The organism is Pseudotabrizicola sediminis (assembly GCF_004745575.1).
Taxonomy (GTDB): Bacteria; Pseudomonadota; Alphaproteobacteria; order Rhodobacterales; family Rhodobacteraceae; genus Pseudotabrizicola; species Pseudotabrizicola sediminis.
Genome location: NZ_RPEM01000003.1, coordinates 22,857 through 40,598, shown reverse-complemented (window position 1 = coordinate 40,598; position 17,742 = coordinate 22,857). Strand labels below are relative to the sequence as shown.

General features: G+C 65.2%; 15 protein-coding genes. 12 read left to right on the top strand and 3 right to left on the bottom strand.

Translation table 11 applies throughout. From position 1 onward, the window contains the following. Positions 1-80 precede the first annotated feature (80 nt). From EEB11_RS05010 to EEB11_RS04975, 8 genes are all read left to right on the top strand, one after another. Positions 81-893, top strand: coding sequence for a TIGR00282 family metallophosphoesterase (locus EEB11_RS05010; RefSeq protein WP_135429335.1), 813 nt, complete (start codon positions 81-83; stop codon positions 891-893). Continuing rightward, positions 890-1,786, top strand: coding sequence for a DMT family transporter (locus EEB11_RS05005; protein WP_245298777.1), 897 nt, complete (start codon positions 890-892; stop codon positions 1,784-1,786). The genes EEB11_RS05010 and EEB11_RS05005 overlap by 4 nt, the downstream gene beginning before the upstream one ends. Further along, a complete protein-coding gene (locus EEB11_RS05000; RefSeq protein ID WP_167852659.1) occupies positions 1,786-3,564 on the top strand; it encodes an SLC13 family permease in 1,779 nt (592 codons plus the stop codon). The genes EEB11_RS05005 and EEB11_RS05000 overlap by 1 nt, the downstream gene beginning before the upstream one ends. Before the next feature lie 11 nt (positions 3,565-3,575). Further along, a complete protein-coding gene (locus EEB11_RS04995; RefSeq protein ID WP_135429333.1) occupies positions 3,576-3,938 on the top strand; it encodes a hypothetical protein in 363 nt (120 codons plus the stop codon). A gap of 4 nt (positions 3,939-3,942) precedes the next feature. Continuing rightward, positions 3,943-5,301 carry a phosphohexomutase domain-containing protein gene (locus EEB11_RS04990; protein WP_135429332.1) on the top strand — a complete coding sequence of 453 codons (1,359 nt, stop codon included), beginning with the start codon at positions 3,943-3,945 and terminating at the stop codon, positions 5,299-5,301. 69 nt (positions 5,302-5,370) lie between these two features. Then, complete coding sequence (locus EEB11_RS04985; RefSeq protein ID WP_135429331.1) at positions 5,371-6,111, top strand: YebC/PmpR family DNA-binding transcriptional regulator; 741 nt, start codon at positions 5,371-5,373, stop codon at positions 6,109-6,111. Positions 6,112-6,162: 51 nt separating this feature from the next. Then, on the top strand, positions 6,163-7,080 hold the full coding sequence (locus EEB11_RS04980; RefSeq protein WP_167852658.1) for a sulfotransferase: 918 nt from the start codon (positions 6,163-6,165) through the stop codon (positions 7,078-7,080). Positions 7,081-7,283: 203 nt separating this feature from the next. Then, positions 7,284-7,490 (top strand): cold-shock protein, encoded by a 207-nt coding sequence (locus EEB11_RS04975; RefSeq protein WP_101922075.1) that lies wholly within the window; start codon positions 7,284-7,286, stop codon positions 7,488-7,490. Between the two features lie 83 nt (positions 7,491-7,573). On the opposite strand, the gene EEB11_RS04970 is transcribed toward EEB11_RS04975, so the two are convergent. Further along, positions 7,574-8,176: a LysE/ArgO family amino acid transporter gene (locus tag EEB11_RS04970; protein ID WP_135429329.1), complete on the bottom strand. Its 603-nt coding sequence runs from the start codon at positions 8,174-8,176 to the stop codon at positions 7,574-7,576. 91 nt (positions 8,177-8,267) lie between these two features. Here EEB11_RS04970 and EEB11_RS04965 point away from each other — a divergent pair, with 91 nt between their 5' ends. Beyond that, positions 8,268-9,155 carry a LysR family transcriptional regulator ArgP gene (locus EEB11_RS04965; protein ID WP_321187546.1) on the top strand — a complete coding sequence of 296 codons (888 nt, stop codon included), beginning with the start codon at positions 8,268-8,270 and terminating at the stop codon, positions 9,153-9,155. Positions 9,156-9,195: 40 nt separating this feature from the next. Continuing rightward, positions 9,196-10,095, top strand: a complete 900-nt coding sequence (locus tag EEB11_RS04960) for a DMT family transporter (protein ID WP_245298776.1) — start codon at positions 9,196-9,198, stop codon at positions 10,093-10,095. A gap of 62 nt (positions 10,096-10,157) precedes the next feature. On the opposite strand, the gene glf is transcribed toward EEB11_RS04960, so the two are convergent. After that, positions 10,158-11,270 carry a UDP-galactopyranose mutase gene (glf, locus tag EEB11_RS04955; protein WP_135429328.1) on the bottom strand — a complete coding sequence of 371 codons (1,113 nt, stop codon included), beginning with the start codon at positions 11,268-11,270 and terminating at the stop codon, positions 10,158-10,160. Between the two features lie 157 nt (positions 11,271-11,427). On the opposite strand from glf, the gene EEB11_RS04950 reads away from it, so the two are divergent. Both EEB11_RS04950 and EEB11_RS04945 read left to right on the top strand, forming a co-directional pair. Next, entirely contained in the window at positions 11,428-12,174 is a 747-nt protein-coding gene (locus EEB11_RS04950) for a sulfotransferase family protein (RefSeq protein WP_135429327.1), read from the top strand. Continuing rightward, positions 12,175-13,707: a glycosyltransferase gene (locus EEB11_RS04945; protein ID WP_135429326.1), complete on the top strand. Its 1,533-nt coding sequence runs from the start codon at positions 12,175-12,177 to the stop codon at positions 13,705-13,707. Here the strand turns inward: EEB11_RS04945 and EEB11_RS04940 are convergent. Beyond that, positions 13,623-17,696, bottom strand: coding sequence for a glycosyltransferase family 2 protein (locus EEB11_RS04940; RefSeq protein WP_135429325.1), 4,074 nt, complete (start codon positions 17,694-17,696; stop codon positions 13,623-13,625). The genes EEB11_RS04945 and EEB11_RS04940 overlap by 85 nt on opposite strands. Positions 17,697-17,742: the final 46 nt, after the last annotated feature.

The following is a 17,742-nucleotide window of genomic DNA, read 5'->3' as shown; positions in this document are numbered from 1 at the left end:
TGGGGTGCCGCGTCAACCGGGCGCAGGGGCCGCTGCGATTTTGCTTGAAGGGCGCAGCGGCGGGGCTTAACCCGAGGGGCATGCGAATGCTTTTCCTTGGCGATGTGATGGGGCGGACTGGGCGCGCGGCGATTGCCGAGCGGTTGCCGGGGCTGCGGGCGGACTGGAACCTCGATTTCGTCGTGGTGAACGGCGAGAATGCGTCATCCGGCGCGGGTCTGACGCCGGACCATGCCAAGATCTTGCTGGGCGCGGGGGCGGATTGCCTGACGCTGGGCGACCATGCCTTTGACCAGAAGGACATGCTGAGTTTCATCGAGCAGGAACCGCGGATCATCCGGCCGATTAATTTCAGCAAGGTGGCACCGGGCAAGGGCTGGCGGGTGTTTACCGCGACGCAAGGACGCAAGGTTCTGGTGGCGCAGGTGCTGGGGCAGGTGTTCATGAAGCGCCCGTTCGACGACCCGTTTTCCGCGATTGAGCAGGTGCTGAAATCGCACCCCATGGGCGGGCTGGTGCAGGCGGCCATTGTCGATGTGCATGCCGAGGCCACATCCGAGAAGATGGCGATGGGGCATTGGTGTGACGGGCAGGCAAGCCTTGTCGTCGGCACCCATACTCATGTGCCGACGGGGGATGCGCAGATCCTGACCGGGGGCACCGGGTACCTGACCGATGCCGGAATGTGTGGCGACTACAACTCGGTGATCGGGATGGAGAAACTGGAGCCGCTGCGGCGCTTTATCACCGGCATGCCCAAGGCGCGGTTCGAGCCTGCGGGCGGGCCTGCCACGCTGTCGGGGGTTTACGTGGAGACCGATGACCGCACCGGCAAGGCACTCAAGGTGCGGATGATCCGTCTGGGCGGGCGGCTGGAACAGGCGCTGCCTTGAGCGAGCACCGGCTGTTTGCCCTTGTGCTGATGGCGTTGGGCCTTGGCTGGGGGCTGACGCAGCCATTGGGGAAACTGGCGACCAGCACCGGGTATCAGCCGTTCGGGCTGATTTTCTGGCAGCTGGTGATCTGCACGGTTGTGCTGGGGGCACTGTCTTTGGCGCGGGGCAAGGGGCTGGTCTTTTCCCGGCAGGCGCTGATTTTTGCGCTGGTGGTGGCGGTGCTGGGCACACTGGTGCCGAATGCGACGTTTTACACCAGCATTCAGCATCTGCCGTCGGGGATCATGTCGATTTTGATTTCAGCGGTGCCGATACTGTCATTTCCGATTGCGCTGGCGCTTGGGATGGACCGGGTTTCGCTGCGGCGGATTGCCGGGCTGGGGTTGGGGTTGATCGGGGTGGCGATGATTGCGGCACCGGGGGCGGGGTTGCCGGGGCATCTGCTGGTGTTCCTGCCGCTGGCGCTGGTGGGCCCGCTGTTCTACGCGATGGAGGCGAATTATGTCGCCCGCACCGGCACTGGCGGCATGGATGCGGTGCAGGCGATGTTCATGGCGTCTTTGGTCGGAATGATCCTGTGCCTGCCGGTGACGCTGGCGACGGGTCAGTGGATTGATCCGCGCGGCGTTTGGGGCGTGGCGGAATGGGGGCTGATCGGGTCCAGCTTTGTGCATGCGCTGTGTTATGCGGGCTATGTCTGGCTGGCCGCGCGCGCGGGGGCGGTTTTTACGGCACAATGCTCGTATCTGGTCACCGGGGCAGGGGTTGTCTGGGCGATGCTGCTGCTGGGGGAACGGTTGCCGCCTTTGGCATGGGCGGCGCTTGTGGTGATGCTGTCGGGCGTGGCATTGGTACGGCCAAGGGCTACGCCGCACGCACAGGGGGAATGATGCTGGGCATCGAGATGGATCAGACGATGCAGGCCATTGTGGCGCTGGCGATTCTGGCGGGCATGCTGGTGCTGTTCGTGCGTGAGACCTATCCGGTCGAGGTGACAGGGATTGGCGGGGCCTGCCTGATGCTGGCGTTGGGCATTCTGCCGCAGGCGGAAGCCGCCCGCGCCCTGTCGAACGCGGCGCCCTGGACGATTGCGGCGATGTTCATCATTGCGGGCGGGCTGGTGCGCACGGGCGCGTTGGACACCGCCACGCAATATGCGCTGCGCTATGTGAAGACGCATCCGAAAACCGCGCTGGTGGTGATCGCGCTGGGCGTGATCGGCATGTCGGCGTTCATGAACAACACGCCGATTGTGGTGGTGATGATTCCGGTGTTCATGCAGATCGCGCGGCAGCTGGCGCTGTCGCCATCCAAGCTTATGATTCCGCTGTCTTATCTGGCGATCATGGGGGGGACGATCACGCTGATTGGCACCTCGACCAATATCGTGGTGGATGGTGTCGCGCGCGAGCGGGGGCTGGAGCCGTTCGGGATTTTCGAGATCACGCCCTTGGGCATTGCGGCATCGTTGGTGGGGCTGACCTATCTGGCGCTGTTCACCAAGCGGCTGCTGCCGGACCGCGACAGCATGGCGATGATGCTGACTGACCGCAGCCGGATGAAGTTTTTCACCGAGGTGGCGGTGCCGGAAGACAGCCCGATCATCGGGCAGAAGGTGGACGCGGTTGGCCTGTTCAAGCGCGACAACATGCGGGTGGTCGATGTGCTGCGCGGCGACGCGTCCTTGCGCCGTCAACTGGCCGAGGTGGAGCTGGAGGTCGGTGACCGGGTGGTGCTGCGCACCCCGATGTCAGAAGTGCTGGCCCTGCAGGAGTCGAAAGAGCTGCGGATGGTGGACAAGCTGTCCTCGGTCCAGACCTCGACCGTTGAGGTGCTGATCACTCCGGGCTGCGCGATGGTGGGGCGGTCTTTGGGCAGCCTGCGCTTGCGGCGGCGCTATGGGGTCTATCCGCTGGCGGTGCATCGCAAGAACCAGAACATCGGGCGGCAGCTGGATGATCTGGTGGTGCAGGTCGGCGATACGCTGCTGCTGGAAGGCGCGCCCGCCGATATTCAGCGGCTGGCGGCGGATATGGATGTGGTCAATATCTCGGAACCGTCAGACCGGGCTTACCGGCGCACCAAGGCCCCGATTGTGGTCTTGGTGCTGGCGGCGGTGGTCGGGTTGTCGGCGCTGAACGTGGCACCCATTCTGGTGCTGGCGATGATCGGTGTGGGTGTGGTGCTGGTTACCCGCTGCATTGATGCGGATGAGGCGTTCAGCTTTGTCGATGGCCGGCTGATGGCCCTGATCTTTGCCATGCTGGCGGTGGGCGCGGGGCTGGAGCATTCCGGCGCGGTGCAGCTGATTGTCGATGCGGTGGCCCCGTTCATGCAAGGCTTGCCGCCGTTCATGTTGATCTTTGTGGTCTATGCGCTGACCTCGGTCCTGACGGAAATTGTGTCGAACAATGCGGTGGCGGTGATCTTGACGCCGATTGTGATCGGCCTTGCAGCGCAGATCGGGGTTGATCCGCGGCCCTTTGTGGTGGCAGTGATGTTCGGGGCCTCTGCGTCCTTTGCCACGCCGATCGGGTATCAGACCAACACGCTGGTTTATGGTCCGGGCGGCTATAGGTTCAGTGATTTTCTCCGGATCGGTGTGCCGCTTAATCTGGTGATGATGGTGGCAATCTCTGCCCTGATCCCGTTGTTCTTTCCGTTCTGAAGGGAAACCCTATGCGTAAATTTCTGCTGTGCCTTGCCCTTGCGGGTTGCGTGTCTGCGATGCCCGGCACGCCGGTGCCGCAAGCGGCGCGGCTGTCTGCGGATGTGCTGACGCTGACCCTGTCGGATGGCACGGTGTGCCGGGCGGCGTGGGCGCAGGTGCCGGTGGGCCGGATGGACACTTGCGGGCCGGGGTACGGCTATGCGGTGCGGGTGATCGATAATCCCAATATCCTGCGCCAGATCTGGACCGAGTTGACAACGGCGCTGGGGGCCGAGGGGGCTGTGGCCCCGCTCGCCGAAGTGGTGATCACCGATCCGGCGGGCATTGACCGGGTGTTTTCATCCCCCCCGCCGGTGGAGATGGGGGACTGACGCGATGGCACCAAAGTTTGGCACAAGCGGGTTGCGCGGGCTGGTGACAGAGCTGACGCCCGATCTGGTGGCCGACTACACCCGCAGCTTTTTGGCGGCGTGCCCTGTTGGCACCGGGCTGTGGGTGGGGCGCGATCTGCGCGACAGCTCGCCGCACCTGGCCGAGGTGGTGATCGCGGCGGCGCGGGCCGACGGCGTTGCGGTGACCGATTGTGGCGCTGTGCCGACACCTGCGCTGGCGATGGCGTCGATGGCGGCGGGGGCGGCGGCGGTGATGGTGACCGGCAGCCACATTCCGGCGGATCGCAACGGGCTGAAGTACTACGTGCCGGGCGGCGAGATCACCAAGGCCGAGGAGGCGGCGATCCTTGCGGGTCTTGGCCGCGCGTCGGCTGACCTGACCGCCCCGCGCCGCAGTTCGTTCGAGATCAGCGGCGACTGGGCGGCGCGGTATCGCGGCGCGTTCGGGCCCTGTCTGGACGGCATGAAGGTCGGCGTCTGGGCCCATTCTGCGGTCAGCCGCGATGGGCTGGTCGCCTGTCTGGAGGCGCTGGGCGCACGGGTGGCGGTGCTGGGCCAGTCGGACGTTTTCATTCCGGTGGATACCGAGGCCGTGCCCGATGCGGTTCGGGCGCATTTCGTGGAATGGGCCGAGGGGTTGGATGCCATCGTGTCAACCGATGGCGATGGCGACCGGCCCTTGGTGGCGGATGCCACGGGCCAGATCGTGCCGGGCGATGTGCTGGGCCAGATCACGGCGGCGCTGATCGGGGCCGATGTGGTCGTGACCACGGTATCGGCCAACACGGGCGTCGATCTGTCGGGCCGGTTCGGGCGGGTGGTGCGCACGCGCATCGGCTCGCCCTTTGTTATCGCCGCGATGGAAGAGGCCGGGGGCCGCGTGGTGGGCTATGAGCCAAATGGTGGCTTTCTTCTTGGCTTTGACGCGGCGGGGCCAGCGGGGCCGCTGCCCCGCCTGATGACACGCGACAGCCTGCTGCCCATTGTGGCCGCGTTGATCGAGGCCAAGCGCGCCGGCTCGCTGGCCGCGCGCGTGGCGATGGAACCCGCCCGCTTTACCGTGACCGACCGGCTGGAGGGGATTGCCCCTGAGGCCTCGGCTGCGCTGCTGGCGCGGCTGGGGGCGGGGGAGCTGGCGGCGTTTCTTGCGCCTTTGGGTCAGGTCATGGCGGTGGACCGCACTGACGGGCTGCGCGCCACATTGGAGGGCGGCGGCGTCGTGCATCTGCGCCCATCGGGCAATGCGCCGGAATTTCGGGTCTATGCCGAGGCGGGCACGCGGCAGGCGGCGCAAGAGCTGATGGCGCGGGCCTTTGCGCAGGTGCAGGACGCGCTGGCCTGAGGGTTGCAGGCGGCTGGGGCGCTGGTGTAAGGGAACCCATCACCGATCAGACGGGCAGGAGTACGGGTCATGGCAGGCCATTCGAAATGGGCGAACATCCAGCATCGCAAGGGCAAGCAGGACAAGCTGCGCTCCAAGATGTTTTCCAAGCTGGCAAAGGAAATCACCGTTGCCGCCAAGATGGGCATGCCTGACCCCGAGATGAACCCGCGCTTGCGGCTGGCCGTCAAGGCCGCGAAATCGGTGTCGATGCCAAAGGATGTGATCGACCGCGCGATCAAGAAATCGCAGATGGGCGATGGCGCGGATTACACGGAAATCCGCTATGAAGGCTACGGCGTCAACGGCATTGCGATCATCGTCGAGACGATGACCGACAACGTGAACCGCACCGCCAGCAACGTGCGGTCGTATTTCAGCAAGGCCGGCGGCAATCTGGGCACCACGGGGTCGGTGGCGCACAGCTTTGACCGGGTGGGCGAGATTTCCTATCAGGCGTCGGTGGGCGACGCCGATACAGTGATGATGGCGGCACTGGAAGCCGGAGCCGATGATGTCGACTCTGACGAGGATGGCCACTGGATCTATTGCTCGGTCGAAGCGCTGAACGAAGTGTCGGACGCGCTGGAGAAATCTCTGGGGGAATCGACCGAGTCCAAGCTGATCTGGAAGCCGCAAAGCCTGACCGAGGTGGATCTGGACACCGCGCAAAAGCTGATGCGGCTGATTGATCTGCTGGAAGAAGATGACGATGTGCAGACGGTGACGCATAACTTTGACATCCCCGAGGATGTGGCGGCGCAGCTGTAACCGGGCTTTGCCTGCCCGGATGGCGGCAGGGTGATGTGTAAAAGGTGGTCGATGCGTCTTTCGTTTTTCAAAAAGCCGATCATCCCCCCAAGGCCGGTCTTTCTGCTGGGCGTCGGCGCGCAGAAGGCGGCGACCACCTGGCTTTATCGCTATCTGCGCGATCATCCGCAATGCGCGATGGGGCCGATCAAGGAACAGTCGGTGTTCCAGTCGGTCTACCAGCCCGACCGCTTTCGCCTGTCCGAGGTGGTGAAGATGGAGCGGTTGCGCGATCATCTGGCGGCATCCGTCCGGGGGTTTCACAAGGGCGAGGCCGCCGCTGACCCCGCCGAGCTCTTGTCGCTGATGGACAATCTGGCGATGAACCATGACATCGACCGTTATTGGGCGTCGTATCGCCGGCTGCGGGCGGACCATCCGCAGGCGCGACTGCTGGGGGATATCACGCCGGAGTATTCGGGGCTGACGGCAGAGAACTTTCAGGACATCCGCGCACGCATGCTTGCCGAAGGTTACGCGCCGCGCGTGGTGTTTTTGATGCGCGACCCGATCGAGCGCTGTTTTTCAATGTTGCGCATGGCCGACCGCAATGCGGCAGAGGCGGGAAATACCGTCGGCCACCCGGCGCATGAGCGGTTTGACACTGCGGCCAAAAGCGACTGGTGCCAGATGTACACCCGCTATGACCGGACGATGGCGGCGCTGGAAGCTGTGTTTCAACCGGAAGAGATTTTCTACGGCTTCTACGAGACCTTTCTGACACTGGATGAACTCGGCCGCGCTTGCGCTTTTCTGGGCATCGACCGCGCGCATCCCAATTTTGACCGGCGGGTCAACTGGTCGCCCCGCGACGGCGATCTGGACGAAGGCGCGCTGCAATCGGTTCGTGCGTTTTATGATGAGGTCTATGAGGCGTGCAAGCGGCGCTTCGGGGCCGATTTCATTGCCAGCATCTGGCGTTACTGTTGACCGGGCCAGACTGTTGTGCAGCGCGTTTCCGCCTTTCTTTTATGCCGCCTCTTGCAATTTGAGGGGAATTGGCACATTTTAGAAAGGCAAAGTATCTTCTCTTTCGGTCTTCTGTCTGCTTCGGCCCACAGTCACACGATCTAGACGAGTCTCGGCCGGGCCATCGCATGCTGTGGATGGCAGACACTACAGGAGATCTCACGATGGCCAATGGCACCGTGAAATGGTTTAACGCAACCAAAGGTTTCGGCTTTATCGCGCCAGAAGGCGGCCAGAAAGACGTGTTCGTGCACATCACCGCGCTGGAACGCGCTGGTATCCGTGCCCTGAACGACGGTCAGGCTGTGACCTTCGATCTGGAACGTGACCGCAACGGTCGCGAATCGGCGACCAACCTGGCTCTGGCCTGATTTATCAGGTCTGATCCATCGGTCAGACATTTGGAACGGGGGTGGCGCAAGCTGCCCCCGTTTCGCATTTTGCCCCAGGCCCGTCAGGCCCCCGTGATCAGCGCGACGGCAATCAGCCACATGACGACGCCAATGATCACCTCCAGCCAGACCCATGCCTTTGGGTTGGCAAACAGCGGGGCCAGCAGGCGCGCACCAAAGCCCAGCGCAGTGAAGAAGGCAAAGCTGCCCGCGATGGCCCCGGCACCAAAGGTCCAATGCTGTGGCGCGTATTGGGCAGAAATCGCGCCCAGCAGAACAACCGTATCCAGATACACATGCGGGTTCGCCCATGTCAGCACCAGCACCGTGCCGACGGTGCGCCCCAGTGTCGCGCCCGTGCCCGCTGCCGGGCGCAGCGCCTCGCCGCCGCGCAGCGCCGCCTTGAAGCGCAACGCGCCATAAACCATCAGAAACGCGGCCCCGGCGTAGAGCATGGCGGTGGTGATCCATGGCACAAGCGCTGCAATCGTGCCGAACCCCGCCACCCCGGCGGCGATCAACAGCGCATCCGACAGCGCACAGGCCAGCACCACGGGCAACACATGTTCGCGTCGCAGCCCCTGCCGCAGCACAAAGGCGTTCTGCGCGCCGATGGCGGCAATCAGCGACAGGGCCGTCAGAAATCCGGCAAGGGCGGCGGTCATGCGATGGGGGCCTTTCGGGTAATGCGTGCCGCTTGACTTAGCGTGGCCTGCGGTGATCAATCCAGTTCATCTTTCTGATGCTGGATAAGCTGTGCTGATCTTTGATCCCTTGCAACTGGCGGCGCTGACGGCTGTGCACCGGCGCGGGTCGTTCGACCTTGCTGCCGCCGATCTGGGCATCACGCAACCGGCGGTGTCGCAGCGGATAAAGGCGCTGGAGGACCGCGCCGGGGTTCTGCTGATCCGGCGCAGCAGCCCCAGCGTGGCGACCGCGGCAGGGCTGCGCTTGATCCGCCATTTCGACGAGGTGGTGTTGTTGGAACGTCAGGCGGCAGCAGATCTGCCGGGCGTGCAGACCGGTGCGGTGACCCTGCGCATTGCGGTGAATGCCGATTCTCTGGCCACCTGGGTGATGCCGGCGCTGGTGCAGGTGCCCGATGTGCTGTTCGATCTGGTGATTGATGATCAGGACTTCAGCCAGGACTGGCTGCGGCGCGGTGAGGTGGTGGCGGCGGTCACGTCGCATGCCGGGCCACTGCAGGGTTGTGACACGCTGCCGCTGGGTGCGTTGCGCTATGTCGCGACCGCCAGCCCCGGCTATGTGGCGCGCTGGTTTGCCGAAGGGGTGACGGCGCAGACGCTGGCCCGCGCCCCGGCCCTGACGTTTTCCGACAAGGACCAGTTGCAGGCGCAATGGGTGGCGGCGCGCGGGCTGGGGCTGCGGTCGGGGTTTCCCAGTCACCGGATCGCGTCGACGCAGGGTTTTGTCGACGCCTGCCTGCATGGCCTTGGCTGGGGGCTGAACCCCGAACCGCTGGTCGCCCCGCATCTGGCGGCAGGGCGGCTGGTGGAACTGGTGCCGGGGGCGGCGCTGGACGTGGCGCTGCACTGGCAGTTTGCCCGGCTGACGGCGGCGGCGATCAGACCACTGACGCTGGCGATGCGGGCGGCGGCCGCGCAGATGTTACGGTTACAATAACCCGCTTGTCCTTGGCCGCAGCGCGCCACAGGGTGCCGCCATGAATGCCACAGCCCCCGATCAGACCAACCCCGTGCAGGCCATCCTGTGGATGTTTGCCTCTGGCCTGTGTTTCGTGGGGGTGACCGGGATCGTACGCTATTTGGGAACCGAACTGCCTGCGGTGCAATCCGCTTTCCTGCGCTTTGCCTGGGGGGTGGTGTTTCTGCTGCCAGCGCTGATCGGGGTGCTGCGCAGCGGGATGCCGGGCCTGCACCTGCGACTGCATCTGGGCCGGGGCGTGGTGCATGTGGCGGCGGTGGTGTGCTGGTTTTATGCCATGGCGCGCATCCCGGTGGCCGAGGTGACGGCGATCGGCTACCTGAACCCGGTGCTGCTGACCTTGGGCACGGTGGTGTTCTTTGGCGAGCGTCTGTCGCTGCGGCGCGTGCTGGCAATTGGCGTGGCCCTGACCGGGGCGCTGATCGTGCTGAGGCCCGGCCTGCGCGAGGTGACGGATGGCCATATCGCCCAGATCTTCGCGGCGGTGTTTTTCGCCGGATCCTACCTGTTTGCCAAGCGGCTGTCGGGGATCGCCAGTGCCGGGCAGATCGTGGCCATGCTGTCCTTGGTGGTGACACTGGCGCTTGCTCCGCTCGCGGCTTGGGTCTGGGTGCCGGTCAGCGCAGAACAGATCGCGTGGTTGGCGGTGGTGGCGGCTTGCGCGACGGGTGGGCATTATTGCATGAGCCGTGCCTTTGCCGCCGCCCCGATCGCCGTGTCGCAGCCGGTGGTCTTCCTGCAACTGATCTGGGCCGCGCTGCTGGGCTGGGTCGCCTTTGGCGAGGCGGTGGATGTCTTCGTGCTGCTGGGGGGTGCGGTGATTGTGGGATCGGTCAGCTATATCACCTGGGCCGAAGCGCGGCAGCGACGGCGCGTCGTGATGCCCGAGGTGCTCTAGGCGGACCCGTTGCGCACAGGCTCCGCGCTTTGGCTTCACCTTTGGGGCGTGCGGGCGGTAGACTATCGGGCGCGGCCCGCCAGAAAGGCGCGGGCGGTGTTCAGGGCTTCGCGGATGGTGACATCCATCTCAAGATAGCGATAGGTGCCAAGCCGGCCGACAAAGGTGACGTTGGGCTCGGCGCGGGCAAGGGCTTCGTATTCGGCCAGCAGGGTCTGCTCGGCGCTGAGCCGGATCGGGTAATAGGGGATGTCACCCGGCCCGGCGGCGCGGGCGTATTCGCGGTAGCACACGGTGCGCTCATGGCTTTCCCATGGGGCGAAATGCTTGTGCTCGGTGATCCGGGTATAGGGCACATCCGGATCGGGGTAGTTCATCACGGCACACCCCTGATGGTCGCCGGTGTCGGTGAAGCGCTCAAAGTCCAGCGTGCGGTAGCCCAGCCGCCCAAGGCAGAACCCGAAATAGCCGTCCAGCGCACCGGACCAGAAGATGTGGTCGGCACCGGCCGCCATGCCGGGGTCATAGGGCGTGTTCAGCTGGGTGGTGATCGCTGGATGATCCAGCAGGCGGGCGACCAGATCGGTGTAGCCCTGCTCCGGAATGCCCTGAAAGCGGTGGCTGAAATAGTTGTCATCGTAGTTGAACCGCATCGGCAGGCGTTTCAGGATCGATGCAGGCAACGCGCGGGGCGACAGGCCCCATTGCTTTTCGGTGTAGCCTTTGAAGAAGGCCTCGTAGATCTCGGGGCCTACCATCTGCAGCGCCTGTTCCTCGAAATTGGCGGCGGGGGTGGTGGCGGGGGGCGTCGCGCGGCTGGCGATGAAGGCCTGCGCCTCGCCCGGGCGCATCGTCCGGCCGAAGAACTGGTTGATGGTGTGCAGGTTGATCGGCATCGAATAGACCGCGCCGCGCGCCGTGGATTTTACCTGATTGCGGTAGGGCATGAAGGTTGCGCGGCTGGTGACATAATCCCACACCTCGGCATCATCGGTGTGAAAGATATGCGGGCCATAACGGTGGACCATGACGCCGGTCTCGGCGCAGCGTTCGGTATGGCAGTTTCCGGCGATGTGGTCGCGGCTGTCGATCACGGTGCTGGGCAGGCCCGCCTCGGCCAGTTCCCGCGCGATCACTGCGCCGGAAAACCCGGCCCCGACAATCAGACTGGCCATACGTTGCCCCCGCGTTGCTTTGGTTCCTGTCTAGACGGCGGGACGATTTGGCACAACCTGCGGTGTTGTGCTGCAGCCCCCCTTGCCCTGTGCGGCGCGATGGTGAAACTTGGGGGAAACCGCGTGCGGCAGGCGCGCACAATCGGGCAGGGGCAGGATGAGCGAGGCAGATCAGGCGCAGCACCGGCGGTTCATCATCCTGGGCCTGCCGCGCAGTGGCACCACCTATCTGATGACCCTGCTGAATTCGCACCGCGACGTGACCTGTTCAGGCGAGTTGTTCAACCCCTACAGCGTGATCGAAACTGGAGAGCCGGACTATGACCCCGACCTGCGCTACAAGCGCGACTGGGGGCCGCGCTATTTCATGCGGCAGTTCTTTGAGCGGCATGAGGCAGAGCCGTGGCAGCAGATCGGGTTCAAGCTGATGCTGGGGCACAACATAAGGGTGCTGAGCCAGTTGCCGGATCTGGCGCAGACCCGGATCATCTATATTCACCGCGAAAACCGGCTGGCGCAGGTCGCGTCCTATCTGAAAGCGATGCAGACCAAAAATTGGGCACAGACCCGGCGATCACGCGACATGGCGCGGAAGATCGTTGCGAGCCCGGAGGAGATCAGCCATCAGTGGCATGAATATGCAACGATGGACTTTCTGTTTGCCCAATGGCTTGGCAGCCTGCCCAATCCGAGCCTGACGCTGGAGTATTGCGAGCTGTTCAGACCCGAGTTCAATGCGCGGATCTGCGCGTTTTTGGGGCTGCAACATGACTCGGGCATGAAATCCCCGCTGATCAAGCAGGGCAGCAACCGGGTGCTTGACCGGTTTGCCACGCCAGACCCGATTGAATCCTATATGCGATACCTTGGCCGCGCCAACTGGTTGGAGGATGAACTGGTCTGAATGAAAATCCTGTATGTGAATTGGGTCGATTATCTGGACCCGGAAGGCAGGGGCGGCGGTGTGTCGCTCTATCAGCGCAACCTGATGCTGGCGCTCGCGACGGTACCGGGGGTGGAGGCCAGTTTCATCGCCTGCGGCACATCTTATGATCCGCTGCGCCCGCGCCCCCGATGGGAGCGGATGCGGCATGGTCCGCGCGATGCGCGGCGGTATGATCTGGTCAATTCCGGCACATTGGCCCCGGGGCATGCGTCTTTCGGGCAAGCGGCGCAGATCAGCCATCCGGCAACCGAGGCGGTGTTTTTCGACTTTCTGGCGCGGACCGGCCCCTATGATGTGGTGCATTTCAACAATCTGGAAGGCGTCCCTGCAGATGTGTTGCGCCTGAAGGAAAGGTTTCCGGCCACAAGGCTGGTGTTGTCCTTGCACAACTATTATCCGTTCTGCCCGCAGGTGAACTTCTGGCAGGACGAAGCGCGCCATTGCACCGATGACCAATCGGGCGCGCGCTGTGTCACCTGCCTGCCGCACCGCTGGAACGCGGGGCAGATCCGGGCCGGGCATGGGCTTGCCTACCGGTTGAAGGTGGCGGGCGTATCGCCTGACAGCTGGTTTTTCCGGCAGACCTTCCGGGTGATCTTCGGTCTGGGCCGGCGGCTGGGGCGGTTGCAGGGGGCGCGGCAGCGGCGGGCTGTGGACCCAGCGGCCGGGGCCGGTGCGGGGCCGGGCTTTGTGCAGCGGCGGGCGGCCATGGTGCGCCAGATCAACGCGCAGTGCGATCTGGTGCTGTGTGTGTCAGACCGGGTGCGCCAGATTGCGCTGCGGCAGGGCATTTTACCTGACAAGGCCGTCACCAGCTATATCGGCACGGTCGAGGCGCAGGGCTTTGCCAGCGCGCCCGCGCGCGGGCCGATCCTGCGGCCCGATGGCACGGTGAAGCTGGCCTATTTCGGCTATATGCGCCGTGACAAGGGGTTTTACTTTCTGCTCAATGCGCTGGAGGCGCTGCCGGATGGAGTGCTGAACCGCCTGCATCTGGTGGTGGCCGCGCGGCGCGGCGAGGCGGATGTGATGGCGCGGCTGGCGGCACTGGCCCCCAGGCTGGGGGGGTTTCAGCATCAGGATGGCTATGGTCATGCCGATCTGGACCGGCTGCTGGCCGATGTTGGCCTCGGCCTGTTGCCGGTGATGTGGGAGGACAACCTGCCACAGGTGGCAATCGAGATGCACGCGCGGCGCATTCCCTTGCTGTGCAGCGACATGGGCGGTGCGCAGGAATTGGGCAACAGCCCGGAGTTCGTGTTCCGCGCGGGCGATGTGGCGGCGTTTGCGGATCGGATCGGGGCGATCCTGTCAGGCGTGGTGGGGCCGCAGGACTATTGGCAGAATGCGATGGTGCCAGAGACGATGGGGCCGCATCTCGACAGGCTGCTGGCGCTGTATCGGGGTCAGGGCGCGGGCGGTTTGCCGGTGGAAAGCACCGACTGCACAAAGGGGCTGTCGGTCCAGCGGACCGAGAGGGTGGGATCGTAGATCGTCTCGCGCCCCTCGGAGATCAGGGTCAGGTACTTGCGGTATTCCTCGGCATTGTTGAAATGCTGGCCCCGCGCCACCTCGGCCACCGCTTTTGCGCGGAAGGCGGCGGTGTATTTGAAATGGCCAAACAGCAGCGCGCGGGGGGAAAGCCGGGTTTCGGCGACGTAGTGCAGCCCGTCTGACAGGCGCATCCACGGCTGATAGCGCAGCAGGGCGATTTTCTGCGCGACAAACAGTTCGGGGCGCGAGCCGGGCAGCAGGCGGTGGCGGGTGGCGGAAGTAAAGGTGTGCGCGTCGGAAAACGGGCCACGCCCCAGCGCGGTGGTCAGGAACGGGTCACGATCGATGAAAGGGGCGGCGGTGAAGGGGGGCTGATCGGTGAAGTCGGTGCCCGACAGCGGGCCTTGCGGATACATGTCGAGCATGAAGACGCGGGCGGCATCATGGTCGGTGAAGTCTGGGCCGGACAGCAGGCCGTGCAGATCGCCGGTGGCATCGGCGGTCCATGTCATCAGCTCGTCGGCATCCGCCACGACGGACCAGAGGCCCGTGCGTTGGGCCAGCAGCGCCTGTTGCCAGAGCACGCCGTAATGCGACTGACTATAGTCGGAATCGACGGTGAACAGCGCCACATCGGGTTGTACGGCAAGGTGTTCCAGCGTGCCATCATCGGACCCGTTGTCGGCGATCAGAAAGCTGTCAACGCCAAGCGCGCGGTAATGGGCCAGAAAATGCGGCAGCATCGCGATTTCATTGCGCAGGCAGGCCACCACGGCCAACGGGGCCTTGCGGGCACGGTCAAACCGCGCCGGGGGCGAGATCAGGTCCAGCGCGTGGGATTGCGCGCCAAGCCGCGCCGGGATCAGCGTAGGCCAGATCTTTTCCGTCGCGGGGCGGCGGGTTTTTGCGGTGCGGACGGCCAGATTCTGCAGGTCATGCCCGTCCAGATGCGCGAGTTTGACGCCAGACCCGGCGAAGGGCAGGCAGGTGTTCTCCCATTTCGGCACCAGCAGGCCACCGGCGCGCGCGCGGCGCAGCACATGGACGCGGTAATCGTCGCCGGTGACGCGGATGCCGGACAGGGCCAGCAGATCGCCGACCAGCTTGTCTTCCATGAACGAAGCGTCGATCAGCCGCTGGCCTTCGGCGGTGGCGGCACGGGTCAGCAGCGCGTTGATGGCTGCGGGGCTGAGCAGATAGCCCGATCCGCCATCGGCATAGGTTGACGGCTCGGGCGATTTGTCCAGATCGTGCCGGCCGCGCAGCGAGGATGATTTGCCCATATGCCAGCTGCGGTCCATCTGGCCGCGCGCGCGGGCCAGCGGGCGGCCGTAGTAATCGGCTTTCAGGCTGGACAGGCTGAAGAAATACTCATCGACATCCAGAAAGCAGTCGTCATCGACCTTCAGCATCCGGCGGCCGGGGAAGTGTTGGTGGACATGGGCGATGGCAGCGAGGGATTTCTGCGGCAGGCCTTCGTAATCATCGGGGGCGTTGAGGCAGATGACGTCTGCGGCTGGCTGCGGGTCCGTGGAACCGCCGACCACGACGATATAAGGAATGCCAAGCCGCGTGAGGTCGGCCAGCCAGCCCCGGCGCAGTGCGGCAATGCGGGTGGCAAAGTTGGGGTGGCAGGACATGACCACGACGACGGTGTTGAACAGGGCACTCGCAGCACCCGTGGGCGGGGAGGCATGGGGGCTCTGCACCGGCGGCGGAGCCGAAAGGCCGAGCGCTGCGTGCACAAGCGGGCCCAGATGCGGGTCGGCCCGCACCGCTTGCAGGGCCGGTGTCGCAGCGGCAGAGGCCAGCGCATCGGGCGTGACCTGCGCCGCGGTCACCATCTGGCGCAGCCCGGCCAGCCCAAGGCTGACGGCCGCCTGATCATCGCGCAGGGCGCGGATCAGGCCAAGGCTGACCGCCAGCCCCACATGCCCGGCGGCGCTGCCCGACAAGGCAAGAGCATCGGTGAGCACGGCGTCCAGCCGCGCCAGACGCTGGGGCGGGGCTGTGGTGTGCCAATGGGTGATCAGGTCAAAGGCGGTCTGGCCGAGCTTGCGTTCCAGAGCCTCGAACGGGGCCGGGCGGGGGGCGCGGCCAATGGTGGGTTGGCTGCGGGCAATGGCAGAGCGGACATCGAAATCCGGGTCATCGGTCGCACCGGGCCGGAACAGATCGCGCAGCAGCAGGTCCGGGTGCCATGGCGCGGTCTGGCGCAGCCCAGCTGCAGGATGCAGGCACAGCGCGGCGGCGGCGACGCCCTCAGCCTTCAGGGTATGCAGCGCCGACAGGGCTGCTGCGGCGTCAGCCGGATCGGTCAGGCGGACAAAAGCTCTCCCGGCGGTGAGCAGGCCGGGGGCGAAGGCCGACAGCGTGGCATGATCTACGGCGGAGGGAAGCCGCGACCAGAACCGGGGCGACAGGCCATAGGCGGTGAGCGCTGTCTGTTCCAGCGTACCGCGCAGATCGGGTGGCAGGCGGGCCAATTGGCGCAGCAGGGCAAGCAGGCCGTCCATCAACCCGTGGCAGGGCGTGCGGCCCCAGGGGTCTTTTGCCTGTGCGGTCAGCAGGGTGCAGAAGGCATTGATGATGGCCAGACGCTGGCGTTCAGGGATGGGCAGGGAGCCGGGGGAGGCTATGGTGCGTGCGATCCATCCCACAGCCGCACTCGCCAGCCAGCCGCCATCGCGGCTGGCCAGAAGGTACAGCCGGCTGATGACCTGATCATAATCGCCATCCAGCAGCTGAAACGGCAGGCGGAGCGAGACATAGCCCACATCATCGCTGGGCCGGACCGGGGGCAGGCCGCGCGCGGACAGGGCCGCGTGCAGCAGGTCAAAGGCGTCATGTTCGCAAAAGCTGGGACAGAGGGTCAGGGCGAGGTCTTCGGCCTCAGTCGCCGCATGCGGCGGCAGGGCGGTAGCCAACCAGTCGGCAAGGGCAGCACGGTCGGGCGAGGTGGCCAGCAGGCGCGACAGATCGGCTGTCAGGCCCGCAAGCGGTGATGCAGAGGGTGCCGTTTGCGGTACCATTGCGGGGGGCGTAGTGCCGATGGCTTTGGTCAGAAAGCCCGACAGCCCAAGCCGGGCCGCCGCCGCAACAAGGGTGGAGTGAACCTGCGGGTCCAGCGTTGGCCAGATGCCGGAATGGCAGACATGCTCGATCGCCTGCAACGCGGCGATGTCATCGTTGGCGATACCGCCGCTGCGGGTCTGGCGCAGCAGCCGCTGGGCAAGGGCGGTGCGGTCGATGCGCAGGGGCGGGCGGGCGTGGCCGGTCAGCAGGTCGATCACAGGCAGTTCGGCGGCGGCATCGGGGCCGGTGGTCAGCCAGATCCGGCCCGGCACCAGCACGGCGGCGACGCCTTCGGGCAGGGCGAAGGTGTTGGGCACCGATGACGGGGCCTGCGTGGCAGGGCGCAGGGCGACCGGCGCGGCTGATCCGGGCAGGATCACGGCATGGCGCGGATCGGTCTGCCCGCGTGGCAGCCGTTCTGCCAGTTCCATCCGGTCGGTCAGCACCAGACCGGCACCGGGGCGCACATCGTTCCACAGCCGGTCAAACGTATGGTCGCGGGTCTCAACGGTTTCCCAGGGCACAGCGCCTTCGGCGGTGCACAGGGTGATCTGGCGCAGCCGGGGGTAGCCGCGCCGGAGCAGAAAGCGCGCGGTCCGGTCAAACCGGGGCAGGCGGGGAAAGCGGCCAAGCTGCACCCCGTCAACATCTACGGTCACGGCATGGGCGTCAAAGGACAGTGTTACGGGAAAGCGGCGTGGGGGAAAGGTCAGGGCGATGTGGTCTTCGCGGTGCCAGCCCCTGGCATCCTTTTGGTTGATCACGGCAAGGCTGTCGGCAAGGCGCAAGGACAGATGGAAGGGGATCTGCCCCTGTTCTGCCGTGTAGAAGTTCAGGTTGGCATAGGAGGTCCAGTCCGGGTCGATCTGGCAGCGGAAGGTGGCACCATTTGCTGTGCGGAACGGGATCATCGGGGGCCCTTTTGCGGTGCCGGGTTCAGATCGGTTATGCGGCGGC

Excerpts from the sequence above, each read along its gene's own strand:
- EEB11_RS05010 (WP_135429335.1), top strand. The coding sequence starts at position 81 with ATGCGAATGCTTTTCCTTGGCGATGTGATGGGGCGGACTGGGCGCGCG.
- EEB11_RS05000 (WP_167852659.1), top strand. The coding sequence starts at position 1,786 with ATGCTGGGCATCGAGATGGATCAGACGATGCAGGCCATTGTGGCGCTG.
- EEB11_RS04995 (WP_135429333.1), top strand. The coding sequence starts at position 3,576 with ATGCGTAAATTTCTGCTGTGCCTTGCCCTTGCGGGTTGCGTGTCTGCG.
- EEB11_RS04990 (WP_135429332.1), top strand. The coding sequence starts at position 3,943 with ATGGCACCAAAGTTTGGCACAAGCGGGTTGCGCGGGCTGGTGACAGAG.
- EEB11_RS04985 (WP_135429331.1), top strand. The coding sequence starts at position 5,371 with ATGGCAGGCCATTCGAAATGGGCGAACATCCAGCATCGCAAGGGCAAG.
- EEB11_RS04980 (WP_167852658.1), top strand. The coding sequence starts at position 6,163 with ATGCGTCTTTCGTTTTTCAAAAAGCCGATCATCCCCCCAAGGCCGGTC.
- EEB11_RS04975 (WP_101922075.1), top strand. The coding sequence starts at position 7,284 with ATGGCCAATGGCACCGTGAAATGGTTTAACGCAACCAAAGGTTTCGGC.
- EEB11_RS04970 (WP_135429329.1), bottom strand. The coding sequence starts at position 8,176 with ATGACCGCCGCCCTTGCCGGATTTCTGACGGCCCTGTCGCTGATTGCC.
- EEB11_RS04960 (WP_245298776.1), top strand. The coding sequence starts at position 9,196 with ATGAATGCCACAGCCCCCGATCAGACCAACCCCGTGCAGGCCATCCTG.
- glf (WP_135429328.1), bottom strand. The coding sequence starts at position 11,270 with ATGGCCAGTCTGATTGTCGGGGCCGGGTTTTCCGGCGCAGTGATCGCG.
- EEB11_RS04950 (WP_135429327.1), top strand. The coding sequence starts at position 11,428 with ATGAGCGAGGCAGATCAGGCGCAGCACCGGCGGTTCATCATCCTGGGC.
- EEB11_RS04945 (WP_135429326.1), top strand. The coding sequence starts at position 12,175 with ATGAAAATCCTGTATGTGAATTGGGTCGATTATCTGGACCCGGAAGGC.
- EEB11_RS04940 (WP_135429325.1), bottom strand. The coding sequence starts at position 17,696 with ATGATCCCGTTCCGCACAGCAAATGGTGCCACCTTCCGCTGCCAGATC.